Genomic DNA, 13,006 nt, shown 5'->3' on the forward strand with positions numbered 1-13,006 from the left:
GCGTCCCCTTCGACGTGCCCGTCGGCGGCGACGGGTGCTGAGGAGACTCTAGGCGGATGCGCGGCGGTGACGGGCGACGAAGGCGACCGTCGTCACCACCACGATGATCGCGGCGACGGCAGCCCATGGCCAGACGGTCACCGGGAAGCCTGCGAGCGACTGCGTGTACGACTCGCAGAACGACTTCTCCGGATCGGACGAGTCGAGGCATCGCCCGACACCGATGACCGGGGCGAGGACGACCGTCGCGAGGAGCAGCGCGGCGGCGCCCCACAGCACCGCGCGCGCCGGCGACCCCGCTTCCATGAGGCGATCTGACCACATCGGGCGTGTCGACACCAGAGTCGCGTGCACGAATGCACGACACCGCTAGAGGCTGAAACCGCCGTCGCTGGTGAGCACCTGGCCGACGATCCAGGCGCCCTCGGCGGTCGAGAGCCACCCGATGAGAGCGGCGGGGTCGGCGGGCACGCCGACGCGGCCGAACGCGGTCGTCCGCAGCCACTCGTCGAGTCCCGACGAGTCGCGGTCGGCGGTGTCGGGGTCCATGTACCCGGTGTTCACGGGCCCGGGGTTGATCGTGTTGAGGACGATGCCGAGATCGAGGAGGTCGGCCGCGACCGTGCGGGTGACCCCGGCCAGCGCGGCCTTGCTCGTCGCATACGCGACCTCGCCTCGCATCGCGCCGTGCCCCTGTCCGGACGTCATCCAGAAGACGCGCCCGGTGGGCTCGGCGTACGGCTTCGCACCTTCGACCGCATCGCCGGGGCGGCGCTGCCCGGACTGCGGGGGCGCGAGTCGCCGGGCGAACTCCGCCGTCAGCAGGAGCGTCGAGCGCGTGTTGGTGTCCCAGAACGCGTCGAGCCGGTCGGCGGTCATGTCGAGGATGCTGCCGTCATCGCCGCTCTTCGCGTGGTTGCAGACGAGGATGTCGAGGCGTCCGGTGAGAGCAGCGGCGTCGGCGATGAGACCCGGGATCGCCGCGGCATCCGTCAGATCCGCCTCGGCGTCGCCGACGCGCGCGTCACCGACGAGGGCCGAGCGGATGCCGGTGCGCACCGCGTCGAGATCGTCGCCACCCCACGGCCGGTCGAGGTCGTGCGGGCGCCAGTGCTGGATGAACACGCTCGCGCCCAGCTGCGCGAGGCGCACGGCGACGGCGTACCCGATCCCGCGCCGGCGCGAGACACCGGTGACGAGCGCCGTCTTGCCGCTCAGAGGCGCGGTCATCGGTGCGGCCTCACGGTGAGGGACTGAACGACCGAGCCGAGGACGCCTCGCTCGTCGTGCAGGATCGTCTGCGTCATGCCGAGCCCCGTCGCCCCGAAGGTGACGGTCGTGTCGAACCCGATCCAGCCGTCCTCGGGGGTCCGGACGAGGTGGAGCGTGAGGTCGAGATTGGGGAAGGCGACCTCGCGCGGGTCGACGCGGGGGGTCACCCCGTTGGCGATGTCGATGAGCGACACCAGACGGGCGGTCGTCGAGACCGGCTCACCGTCGAGCAGGGGCACGGCGGGCAGGATCCACGTCTGCGCGCGACCGGGTTCCTGCTGCCGCCGGCGCACCTCTCCGACGGTCGCGATGAACTCGCCGGGCCACGCCGACGACGGGTCGACACGCTCGAGCGCATCCCTCGGCGGCATCGCGGGGTGGACGGATCCGGCGAGCGCCTCGGTGTCACGGGTGTGCATGAGCCAGGCCCGCGCGCTGAGCGCCGGTCGGCCGCCCTGCGCGAGTGTCGCCTCGACGAGCTCGATGCTGCGCCCGGGGCGCAGCACGCGACAGGTGACCTCGACCTCGTCGATCGGGATGACCCCGAGGATGTCGACGGACAGACGCGACAGCTGCATGGGCTGTGGACTGCGTGCGGCGTGATCGACCTCGATCGCGTGGGCGAGCAGGCCGATCGGCGGGGCGACGTGCTGCTCGGTCACGTTCCACGCGCCGCCGGTGAACGAGGTGGGCTGGAACCGGGTCGCGTTCGTACCTTCAGAAGCGAGGCGTTCGAAGTAGGCGGGCACGAGATGGGATGCTACCCGCGGCCGGGCCGGCGGTTCGGACGTCAGCGACGCAGGAGCTTCACGACCCCGGCGAGCGCCGCCGCTCCCGCGACGGATGCCGCCGAGTACAGCCCGCGCCGGTGCCGCAGTGCGCGGGTCTGCAGGCTCTCGCCCCGGGCCCGGTCGTCGAACGCGCCGTGCGCTCCGTGGTCGCCCCCGACGGGCTCGTAGAGGTTCGGCGGAGTGGTCGACGGCCCCTTGTCGTCGGCGAACTGCCCCTCCCACGCGTTCTTCGCGAGGTACCAGTCCATGAAGCGCCCGGCGACGCGGGTGCCGAGGACCAGGCCGACGGTGGACTCCCCCACCCAGGTCCGGCGGCGCGGCTTGTCGGCGACGTCGGCGACCGCGCGGGCACCCACCTCGGGCTGGTAGATGGGCGGTACCGGCTGCGGGTGCTTCGAGAACGGCGACTTCACCCACCCGAACTGCGTCGTGTTGAGAGCCGGCATGTCCACGATCGACACGGCGACGGCACTGCCCTCGTGCGTGAGCTCCGAGACGACGGAGTCGGTGAAGCCGTGGATCGCATGCTTCGACCCGCAGTACGCCGCCTGCAGAGGGATGCCGCGGTGCGCGAGCGCCGAGCCGATCTGGATGATGTGACCGCGGTCGCGCTCCCGCATGCGCCGGAGAGCCGATCGTGTGCCGTTGACGGTGCCGAGGTACGTGACCTGCGTCGCGCGCTCGTAGTCCTCGGGGGTGGTGTCGAGGAACGGCGCGATCGAGCCGGACATGACGTTGTTGACCCACAGGTCGATCTCGCCGAGCTCCGCCTCGACCTCTGCCGCGGCGATCTCGAGAGCGGCGTGGTCGGCGACGTCGACCGTGATGCCGTGCGCGCGGCGGCCCTTGGCGCGGACCTCGGTGGCCGCGGCATCCACTCCCTCGAAGCCGCGGGCGAGGACGGCGACATCCCAGCCACGGGAGGCGAGCTCGCGGACGATCGCCCGGCCGAGTCCGGCGCTCCCGCCGGTGACGACGGCGACGCCTCGGGATGTGCTGCTGCTCACGACCTGCTCCTCCGCGGGAGCCCGACCGGGCGGGGGACCCGTATGAGGCGGGCCTCAGCCGCTGCCACCATCCTTCGTGCTCCGGCGAAGGGGCGGGATGCCGTTGCCAGCGCCGCGGGGATGAGGTACGGGGCCAAGCGCATCGAGGTCGAGAAAGCAAGCCGCGATGCGGCATCCGCTCACGGGGTTAGCCTCGCGGCATGAAGAGCTCAGAGATCCGCTGGAACGACGAAGCCCGCGGCAAGATCCTCGACGATGCCGATCGGGTGCTGCGGGAGGCCGTGGTCGACCTCGCCGGCTCCGGGGACGAGATGTCCTCGGACGACGCCTACGCCGCCCTCACGGGGGCACTGAAGGACAAGTTCATCGACTGGGAGCCCGGCCCCGACATCCGCACCTACGCGGATGCCATCGCGAACGGCGAGATCGAGACCGATCCGGCGTGACGCGTCAGAGCCCGAGCGCGCGCAGGTAGTCGTTGACGAAGGCTCCGCGCGGGTCGAGCGAGCGCTGCAGGGCGACGAAGTCCGACCATCGCGGGTAGCGCTCGGCGGGATCACGCGGCGTGAAGACCTTGCCCCAGTGCGGGCGGGCGTCGAAGGGCGCGAGCGCCGCCTCGAGCTCGGGGAGCACCTCGGCGACGCCCGCCTCGTCGGCTGTCCAGGTGAAGTGGAACGCGACCGAGTCCCGGCCCGTGCTCGGGGAGAGCCACAGCTCGTCGCCGGCGATCGTGCGCACCTCGCACACCTGCAGCACGGGCTTCAGCCGGTCGGCGAGCTCGCGCACCGCGTCGAAGGCGGCGACGGCGTCCGCGATCGGCAGCAGGAACTCGGACTGCAGCTCCTCGCCGTTCGACGGCGTGAACTCGAGGCGGAAGTGCGGCAGCCGGTCGAGCCACCGTCCCGGCTTGCCGCCCTGCACCGTGCACGACGCGGCGGACACGCCGGGGAGCGGATGCCGCGCTCCGGCCGCCTCGCGATCGCGCAGCGCGGCGGGGATCGGTGTGGCCGCGGCATCCGTCCGCTCCTTGCGCCACACCTGGTCGACGTACATGTCCTCGCGGAAGGTGGTGAAGAACGACACGCTGTAGGCCGAGGCGGCGATGACATCGAACGCCTCGCGGACCGCCTCGACCGGCACGTTCTCGTAGACCGTCTGAGCGACCTCGAAGGTCGGCTCGATCGCGAGCTCGATCGTCGTCACGATGCCGAGCGCACCGAGTCCCACGACCGCGCCGTAGAACGTCTCGTCGGTCTCGCTCAACCGGACGAGGTCACCGGTCGAGGTGACGAGTTCCAGCCCCGTGACCGCCGCCGCGAGCGAGCGGTTCGCCACGCCGGACCCGTGCGTGCCCGTGCTCACCGCGCCCGCGACGGAGATGTGCGGCAGCGACGCGAGGTTCGCGAGCGCCCAGCCCTGCCGGTCGAGCTCCTGCGCGAGTTCGCCGTACCGGACGCCGCCGCCGACGCGCACACGGCGCTGCGCGGCATCCACCTGGATCGGCAGGTCGAGCTCGGCGGTCGAGACGAGCGTGCCGGCGGTGTCGGCGATGCGGGTGAAGGAGTGACGCGAACCCAGGGCTTTCACGGATCCGGATGCCGCGACCACCTCGCGCAGCTCGTCGACCGTCGTCGGAGCGACCGTGCGCTCTGCCGAGTAGCGGATGTTGCGGGACCAGTTCAGGCCGGCGTCGTCGCTCATGCGTGCCAGCCTAGGCGCGGGACGGGCGTCGTCAGCCGGCTTCGACCTCATCCGCGTTCCATGCCCGCACCCGGATCCGGAGCGCCGAGGATGCGACGTACGCCACTCGCCGGCTCTCCCCGGCGCGCAGCCCGAACGCGTTGTCCTCGAGCACGTCGCCGACGTCGTGGGGGAAGCCATCGATCAGGACCACCGGAGCGGGATGCTCACCCGCATTCTCGATCACGATCGCGTCGGCTTCCACGCGGGCACGGAGCACCGTTCGAGGCTGAGAGGAGAGCGGCGACGACAGTCGCCCGTAGGGCTCCAACAGCTCGGCTATGGGTGTCTCGGCCAGTTCGTCGAGAGGACGCGACTCGAGCGCGCGCAGCGCCTCGTCCTTCGGCTGGTGGTTGAACGGGTACCACTGTGACGAGATGAGGCCGCCGTCGGCTCCGCGCAGCTCGATCGCCAGGATCAGCGGCGACAGTCGGGCGTCCGTCAGGGGGGCGGTCAGGCGGAACACGTCGAGCCGCCCGTCGGGTTCGACGTCGACGGTCCGCTCCTGATCGAAAAGCACGCTCCACTGCGCATCGAAGAGCGTCGCCCGCACTCGCGCCGCCTGCAGCGCGACAGGCGTGTCGTTCGCGACGTGGACGCCGGCCTCGAAGACGTCGTCGGCCGCCCACTCCGTGCGGTCGTAGACGGCGAAGGCGGACCGAGGCGCGCTGAACTGCTTCGCGCGGTAGTAGGAGAGCTTCGGCACGCCGTAGTAGTCGATCACAGCCCAGGACGCACCAGGGAACGCCTCCCCGACCTTGTAGAACCAGTAGCCGGCCGTCTCGGCGCCGCTGTGCGCGCGGATGCGCTCGGACGCGAACCGCAGCGCATCCCCCTGCGCGATCTGCGAGTACTCGATGAAGGTCCGCCAGTCGGTGATCGGCCCGTAGGCGGCATAGCGCGCCTGCTTGAACAGGTCGAACAGCGAGAACTGCGACTGGTGCTGCAGGAGAGCACCGTGCGGGTGCGGCGGCCACTGCTCGAGCAGAGTCGGATCGAGGAACCGACCCATGCTCTCCAGAGAGCACTGACTCGACAGGCCGTACTCGCCGAAGACGGCCGGCAGGAGATCTGCGTACGCCTCGATCGGCATGCCCTCGTGATAGACGCCGTAGAAGTGCTCACTGCCGCCCCAGGGGTCCGTCCGGTGGAAGGGCCGGGACGGGTCGTACTGCGTCACGCGCTTGCCGATGACGGTGAGGAGGTCGTCCGACGTCGAGGTCGCCGGGTTCTCGTTCCCTCCGCCCCACATGATCAACGAGGGGTGGTTGCGGAGCCGCCGGACGATGCGAGAAGCCTGCTCGTCGATGGTCGCGAGGTCGGCGCCGGTGGCATCCAGTCCGAAGGTCAGGGGGAACTCCTGCAGCACCAGGATGCCGCGACGATCGCACTCCTCGTAGAACTCGTCGCTCTCGACCGTGCCTCCGCCCCACGCGCGCAGCATCTGCAGGTTCGCGCGGACGACGAGGTCCAGGATGTGGCGGTCCACCTCGAACCCTCGGCGGGCCATCGGATCCGTCCAGCACCAGTTCGCCCCCTTGAGGAACACCGGCCGCCCGTTGACGACGAACTGCCAGTCGTAGGTGTCCGGGCCGTGCCGCCGGGGCAGCGCCGCCATCCGTACGGTGCGGATGCCGAAGCTCGTCTGCAGAGTCGTGTCGCCGTCGCCGTCGCCGACCTCGGCGCGGTAGAGGGGCTGCGCGCCGTACCCGAAGGGCCACCACAGCTGTGGCCGGTCGACCGTCATCTCGATGTGATGTCGGCTGACACCGGCGGGCGCCTCGAAGGACGCATCGAGGGTGTGGAGCGAGCGGCCTCCGGGATCCCGCACGACCAGTCGCGCGGAGCGGGCCGCGCGCTCGGCCGTCGGGTTGACCGCGTCCCAGCTGATCCGCAGCCGCGCCACATCCTCCGACGCGTCGTGCACCGTGACCGCGAGGTCCGTCAGCTCGATGTCGGGCACCGGCGTCAGGGTGACGCCGCGCCAGATCCCCATCGAGATGAGGTGCCCGTAGTGCCAGCCCCACCCGGGCGACGGCTTCATGACCCCGTGCCAGTCGCGCGGCGGCGGGTCGATACGGACGACCACCTCGTTCGTGTCGCCCGGGCGCAGAAGCGCGCCCACCTCGACATCCGGTCCGCCGAACATGCCGGTGTGGCGCGCGACGGGCTGACCGTTGACGTAGACGGATGCCGCGTAGTCGATCCCGTCGAAGCTGAGTCTCACGCGGCGGCCGAGCCAGTGCGCCGGAGCCTCGAAGCGGCGCGCGTACCACCACTCCTGCTGCTCGATGCGGGTACGCCGGAAGAACCACGGCCACTCGGAGGGTTCGCCGTGCGCGGTGAGCTCGCTGAAGGTGTGGTCGTCGGTCAACGGATCGGGGGTGACGCCTGCGTCGACGAGGGCGGACTGGACCGTACCCGGCACCGTGGCGCGCACCCAGGACGATCGGTCCGTGTCCTCGCGATGCCACGACACCGGCCGACGCTGCGCGGCATCCGATCGATCACCCGCCCACCGGTCGATCGAGAACTCCCGCCCCGGCGATGCTCCGGCCATCAGCCATTCGCCGTCGAGCGACAGGACCTCGTCCGCCGCCTCGGGTACGGCGGATGCCCCGAGCTCGACGGCCGTCGCGGGGTGCGAGGTCAGCGCGGCGTGCGCCTCGACCCACCGGTCCCCCCAGAGCGGCGACTGACGCCACCGCCGGCGTTCGACCTCATCGAGGGACGCGTCGCTCACTTCACGGCACCGGCGTAGAGCCCGCTCACGAAGTACCGCTGAGCGAACACGAACAGCAGGAGGATCGGGAGACTCATGATCAGCACGGCCGCCATGATGTTGCCCCAGTCCGCGAGGTACTGCGCCTTGAAGTAGAGCACGCCGGTGGTCAGTGTGCGCTTGCCCGGATCGGTCAGCAGGAGCTGAGGCACGAGATAGTCGTTCCAGATACCGACGCCCTGCAGCACCCAGAAGGTCGCGACGGCGGGCCTGGACAGCGGCAGGAAGATTCGCCAGAACAGCTGGAAGTACCCCGCCCCGTCGATCGTGGCGGCCTCGACGATCTCCTTCGGGACCTGGCGCATGAACGCCGCCATGAGGAACACGCCGAACGGCAGGGCGCCCGCGATGTACAGCAGGATGACGCCGACGTAGTTGTTGATGAGTCCGAGGTCGCGCACGACACGGAACTGGGGGACGAGCGCGAGCTGCATCGGCAGGAAGATGCCCGCGGCCAGCAGGAGGTAGACGCCGGAGCCCACACGGGTCGCGTGCCGCACGATAGCGTACGACGCCAAGGCCGCCACGAACGTCGCGACCGTCATGCTCGCCAGGGTCAGCAGGATCGAGTTCGCGAACAGGTTCGTGAAATCCGCCTCGCGCCAGGAGGTGACGAAATTGTCAAAGGTCGGGTTGATGGGAAGCCCGGTCGGGTTCGTCAGCACCTCGAGGTTCGGCTTGAAGGCCGTGATCACGATGATCACGATCGGGTAGATCATCATCACGCTCAGCGCGATGAGAAGGACGTTCACCGGCACCCGCCGAAGCAGACGCGTCGCGGTCCTGGTGCTCATCGGTTGCCCTCCTCGGCGGCGACGCGGTTGTTGAGTCTGTTCTGCGCGGCGGCGATGGCGATCAGGACGATGATCACCAGCACCGCCATCGCTGAGGCGTACCCGAAGTTGTTGTTGACCATGCCCTCTTGGAAGACCTGCGTCATGTAGAGCTGGGTCGAGTTGCCGGGACCGCCTCGGGTCATGAGATAGACGGTGTCGAAGGCACGGAGCGCACCGTTGATGGAGAGCACCAGGACGAGGCCGATCGAGGGGATCATCAACGGGAGCGTGATGTACCGGAGGGACTTCCATCCGCGAGCCCCGTCGACGCGGGCGGCCTCGAGGATCTCGCTCGGGATGGTCGACAATCCGGCCAGGAAGATCACGATGTTGAAGCCGAGCCCGCTCCAGAGGTCGACGAGGATGACGCTGTAGAGGGCGAGGTCGTAGTTGCCGAGCCAGTCCTGCGCGAGCCCGCCGAGCCCGACGCTGCGCAACAGCGTGTTGAACGTCCCGGACGTGGGGTCGTACATGAAGCTCCACGTGAACACGATCGCGACCGGCGAGATCACCATCGGAGCGAAGAAGATGGCGCGGTAGATGTTGCCGAGCATGAGCTGTCGGTGAAGCAGCACTGCGATGAGGAACGCGAGGATCGTCTGCACGACGATCTTGAAGAACGCGTAGATGGCGGTGTTGCCGACCGCCTCCATCAGAACCGGATCACCCGAGAAGATGCGGACGAAGTTGTCGAGCCCGACGACCTCCCAGGCACGGTTGAACCCGCGTGCGTCCGTGAAGCTCGCGACGACGACCTGACCCATCGGGTAGACGGTGAAGACGAGGTACAGGATCAGCGCCGGGGACACCGCGATCCAGAACTTGCCGGTCGAGCTCCGCCCGGTCCACAGCCGCTGCGACAGCGGGCGGCGGGCGCGAAGCGCCCTGGTCGTCTCGGGCTCGTCGAGGGCGAGGACGCGGGGGTCCTCGACGCGTGTGCTGCTCATGGTGTTCCAATCAGAGGCGACGGCGCCACGACGACCGCGTCGTGAGCGGGGACGGTCACGCGTCCCTCGTGGAGTCGGGTGGGCGTTCCGCGCAGATCCAGCGCGGCGCAGTCCCGGTGCAGTCCGGACAGGATGACGTCGACCGGGTGGGCACCCACGTTGCCGACGACGACGACGCGCGCGGAGTCGTCGGCATCCCGCCACTCGGTGTGGCTGACGAGGTCCGCGGCCCCTTCGACCACGCGCAGCTGCGCGCGACCGTCGACGACGAGGTGCCCGTTCCACAGCCAATCGGCGAGCCGCGCCCGCAGGCCGTCGGCAGCCACGGCCCGTGCGACCGTCAGCGGCATGTCGGCCGGACGGCCCTTGAAGTTGTAGGGCTCGAGACTCATCCCGTAGCCGTAGAGCACGCTCTGGGCGACCATGCTGCGGTCGTCGAATCCGGTCAGCGCCGTCACGATCCGAGCGTCTGGCCGCAGCATCCTGCCGACCGGGCGATGCTGCGCCGAGGCGCTGCGGAAGTACGACACGTCGTAGTCCTCGAACTGCGCGTCGTAGGCACCTTCGGCAGCGATGACGAAGGTGTCCGCCCGGTCGCCGAGTCGGGAGCGGATGTCGGCGATCCACTCCGCATCCCAGGTGAACGCACTGACGCCCGGCTCGTGGCCGTGGTCGTCCGCGAAGCACAGCAGCGCACGTCCGTGGTACAGCGACTCGTCGGCGAGGACACCGTCGGCGCCCCACTCCGCCATCAGCGCGACCTCGTCGGCGATCCGACGCCGCAGTTCCGCGACGCCGAAGCAGAGCGGAACGTACCAAGGGGTGCTGATGCCGTACCGCTTCCGGGCGGTGTGGTACACCGGTCCGGGCTGTGCGTACGGCTGGCCGTTCGGATCCCGCGACACCCAGGCGGCGAGGTCGTCCCAGTGCGGCCCGGGCTTCTCGACCCAGACGTACTTGACATACAGCACCGTGGCGACGTCGAGCTCCTTCGCCCGCTGCAGCGCGCGCAGCAGCCCGTCGAGGCCGCCGAGCTTCTCCGCGGGCACGTGCCAGGGAACCCTGCCGTCTTGACCCCCCTCGTTCCAGCCGACGATCTGCACGGCGCGGATGCCCGCCCGGGCGCACTCCTCGATGATGTCGACCAGGTCGTCGAAGTCGTAACGCGGTTCGCCCTCGGTCGACATGAGCTGCACCTGCAGCCAAGAGCGCGGCTCCTGCAGCCAGGCGGCCGCGCTGCGTCGCGTCGGGCGCTGGTTCTCGCGGGGGACGTCCAACGAGGCCGTCCACGACCCCTCGTAGGGTGCGACCACCATGGTGGGGAGCACGACGGTGTCCCGTCCCTCGACCGGGAAGTGGATCGCGTCGATCGTCACCGCCCCGTCGCCCGGTGCTGTGCGGGCCAGGCTGTCGTCGTACCCCGGCTCGAGCGATGCTCGCCAGCCGATGAAATCCAGCGAGGGCTCGGCCGGCATGATCGTGAGCCCACCCTGCTCTGCGGTCACCGCGATGAAGGGGGATGTCGGGTTTCCGACCAGTTCCGGACGGAGGTTGCCGCTGGCGTAGTCGGGGAAGATCGTGCCCCAGTACGGGGCGTTGCTGTCGAAGGTCGGCAGCAACGACACCCGCGTGCCGGTCGAGTAGTCGACACCGCGCAACTCGAGCTCGCCGGGGCCCCGGAGCCCGCGGATGGACGGGAATCGGACCGCCTCGACACCGCCCTCGGCGAGCGAGAGCTCCATCGACAACGACAGCCGACCGGACGTCACTGCAGCGCGCACGACGATCCGGCCGTCCAGGCGCTCACCGGTGGAGGACACCGGCTCATCCCAGCGCAACTCGATCGCGGCGGGCTCCTCCTGATGGGCGGACGACAGCGTCTGATCCGTGGTCTGCACGACCACCGTGCGGTCGCCGCCGCGGGGGATCTCCACGACGAACAGGGAACCCGCGAGCGTCCCTTCCAGCCAGGCACCGAGCCTGCCATCATCTATAGCGACGAGGCCGCCGGTACGCGGATCAAAGCGGACGCGGAGCCGATCGGCCTCGATCGTGTGGATGGTCATCACGTGCTTCCTCGGGTCGTGGTGTAGCCATACTACACAGATCTCGCGTTTTCGTGCGCCGCATCCTCGCTCGACGCCGAAATGGGCACGTATCCGGTAGCTGAACTACCGAAACGTGCCCATTGGACAGGCGAATGCCCGGCCGCTCGGGGAGCGGCCGGGCATTCCCGGGGTCAGTTGTTGTTGGCCACGTACTGCTCGAGGGCGGTGTCGAGGTCGGCGAGCACGTCATCGGTCGACTTCGACCCGCTGATGATGTCCTGGAGCCCCACCAGCAGGGCGTCCTGGATGCTCGGATCGGTCGGCGAGAAGGCGGCGACGAACTGCTTCCCCTCCCAGGAGGCCTGCATGTCGGGGAACAGCGGGTCCACATCCTCGCCGATCTGCACACCCTCGGTCGTCGGGAAGAGCTTCACCTTGGCGAGGAACTCTGAATAGACGTCGTCCTGCATGAAGAAGTCGAGGAACTTCTGACCCGCGGCGAGCTTCGCGTCACCGTTGTTGGGGTTCAGGCCGAACCGCACCTGGTACGTGCCCCACAGCGCGTCGGACTCCGTGTCGGTGGTCGGGAAGTTCATGTAGTCCACATCGAGGTCGGCTGCCCGCGCGTCGGAGAGGATCCAGGTGGCCGGGAACATGGCCGCATCGCCGGCGAGGAACGCCGACTGCGCGGCGGTCTGGCTCGTCCCGACGGGGTTCGGCATGTAGTACGGCGTCAGTTCACGAACGATGTCGAGAGAGTCCCGCCACGCGTCGCTGTCCGAGAAGGTGGTCTCGCCGGCGGCCATCTCGGCCCCGAGCTCTTCGTTCGCACCGTGCTCCGCGAGCGGGTAGTAGACGATGAACTGAGGCCACCAGTTGTCCTGAGCACTCATGGCGAACGGGACGATGCCGGCGTCGGACAGCTTCTTGGCGGCATCCTTCAGCTCGGAATACGTGGTCGGCTCGTCGGTGACGCCTGCCTTGTCGAAGAGCGCCTTGTTGTAGATGATGCCGTTGCCCGAGAGCGAGATGGGCAGGTTGTACGTGCCGCCCTCGCGTTCGGAGTCCTCGCGCGCCTCCGGGGTCAGCTTCGAGAGATAGCTCTCGCCTCCCTCGGAGAGGTCGGCAGCGAATCCGTCCGCGACGAAGCTCTCGATGTTGCCGAGGTCGAAGCCGTAGACGTCCGGGCCCGCCCCACCGGACAGGCGCGTCTTCAGCAGGTTGTCGTAGTCGTTGGTGTTGAAGAACTCGGCGTTGACCGTGATGCCGTCGTTCGCCTCCTCGAAGGCATCGATGACGTCTTCATAGGCGGTCTGGGTGTCACCACCGTCGCCCCACATCATGAAACTGATCTCGACGGGGCCGTCGGACGTACCGCCCGCCGAGCCCGCGCATCCCGCCAGAGTTCCGACTGTCGCCATGGCGACTCCGGCGAGTGTCGCCCCCTTGAGCCACTTCTTCATGGCCACTCCCTGTCTTCATTGATGGTCACGGTCGGGTATCCGTGTGACGCTGAGGTGTTGGTAGCGATACTACACATTGATCCACGTTTTGCGGGATTTTTATCAGAACGTGATCCGTTT

At 69.2% G+C, this 13,006-nt stretch carries 11 protein-coding genes; 1 reads left to right on the forward strand and 10 read right to left on the reverse strand.

From position 1 onward, the window contains the following. Window positions 1-48 precede the first annotated feature (48 nt). From M3190_RS00195 to M3190_RS00210, 4 genes are all read right to left on the reverse strand, one after another. Window positions 49-306 carry a hypothetical protein gene (locus M3190_RS00195; protein ID WP_251577140.1) on the reverse strand — a complete coding sequence of 86 codons (258 nt, stop codon included), beginning with the start codon at window positions 304-306 and terminating at the stop codon, window positions 49-51. Window positions 307-369: 63 nt separating this feature from the next. After that, entirely contained in the window at window positions 370-1,230 is an 861-nt protein-coding gene (locus M3190_RS00200) for an SDR family oxidoreductase (RefSeq protein ID WP_251577143.1), read from the reverse strand. Then, window positions 1,227-2,021: a thioesterase family protein gene (locus tag M3190_RS00205; RefSeq protein ID WP_251577144.1), complete on the reverse strand. Its 795-nt coding sequence runs from the start codon at window positions 2,019-2,021 to the stop codon at window positions 1,227-1,229. The genes M3190_RS00200 and M3190_RS00205 overlap by 4 nt, the downstream gene beginning before the upstream one ends. 41 nt (window positions 2,022-2,062) lie before the next feature. Continuing rightward, entirely contained in the window at window positions 2,063-3,070 is a 1,008-nt protein-coding gene (locus M3190_RS00210; RefSeq protein ID WP_251577146.1) for an SDR family oxidoreductase, read from the reverse strand. A gap of 200 nt (window positions 3,071-3,270) precedes the next feature. On the opposite strand from M3190_RS00210, the gene M3190_RS00215 reads away from it, so the two are divergent. Next, window positions 3,271-3,516 (forward strand): hypothetical protein, encoded by a 246-nt coding sequence (locus tag M3190_RS00215; RefSeq protein ID WP_251577148.1) that lies wholly within the window; start codon window positions 3,271-3,273, stop codon window positions 3,514-3,516. 4 nt (window positions 3,517-3,520) lie between these two features. Here M3190_RS00215 and M3190_RS00220 read toward each other — a convergent pair whose 3' ends face one another. The 6 genes from M3190_RS00220 to M3190_RS00245 form a co-directional block, all read right to left on the reverse strand. Further along, window positions 3,521-4,771, reverse strand: coding sequence for an FAD-binding protein (locus M3190_RS00220; RefSeq protein WP_251577150.1), 1,251 nt, complete (start codon window positions 4,769-4,771; stop codon window positions 3,521-3,523). 31 nt (window positions 4,772-4,802) lie between these two features. Beyond that, the gene (locus M3190_RS00225; RefSeq protein ID WP_251577152.1) at window positions 4,803-7,553 is read right to left on the reverse strand and encodes a glycoside hydrolase family 2 protein; all 2,751 of its coding nucleotides are present in this window, start codon (window positions 7,551-7,553) and stop codon (window positions 4,803-4,805) included. Next, on the reverse strand, window positions 7,550-8,386 hold the full coding sequence (locus M3190_RS00230; protein WP_251577154.1) for a carbohydrate ABC transporter permease: 837 nt from the start codon (window positions 8,384-8,386) through the stop codon (window positions 7,550-7,552). Before M3190_RS00230 ends, M3190_RS00225 begins: the two co-directional genes overlap by 4 nt. Next, the gene (locus M3190_RS00235; protein ID WP_251577156.1) at window positions 8,383-9,375 is read right to left on the reverse strand and encodes a carbohydrate ABC transporter permease; all 993 of its coding nucleotides are present in this window, start codon (window positions 9,373-9,375) and stop codon (window positions 8,383-8,385) included. Before M3190_RS00235 ends, M3190_RS00230 begins: the two co-directional genes overlap by 4 nt. Further along, window positions 9,372-11,441 carry a DUF6259 domain-containing protein gene (locus M3190_RS00240; RefSeq protein ID WP_251577158.1) on the reverse strand — a complete coding sequence of 690 codons (2,070 nt, stop codon included), beginning with the start codon at window positions 11,439-11,441 and terminating at the stop codon, window positions 9,372-9,374. The genes M3190_RS00235 and M3190_RS00240 overlap by 4 nt, the downstream gene beginning before the upstream one ends. 173 nt (window positions 11,442-11,614) lie before the next feature. Further along, the gene (locus M3190_RS00245) at window positions 11,615-12,886 is read right to left on the reverse strand and encodes an ABC transporter substrate-binding protein (protein ID WP_251577159.1); all 1,272 of its coding nucleotides are present in this window, start codon (window positions 12,884-12,886) and stop codon (window positions 11,615-11,617) included. Window positions 12,887-13,006 lie beyond the last annotated feature (120 nt).

Origin of the sequence: Microbacterium oleivorans (assembly GCF_023715745.1) — a bacterium.
In the GTDB taxonomy this organism is placed as follows: domain Bacteria; phylum Actinomycetota; class Actinomycetes; order Actinomycetales; family Microbacteriaceae; genus Microbacterium; species Microbacterium oleivorans_D.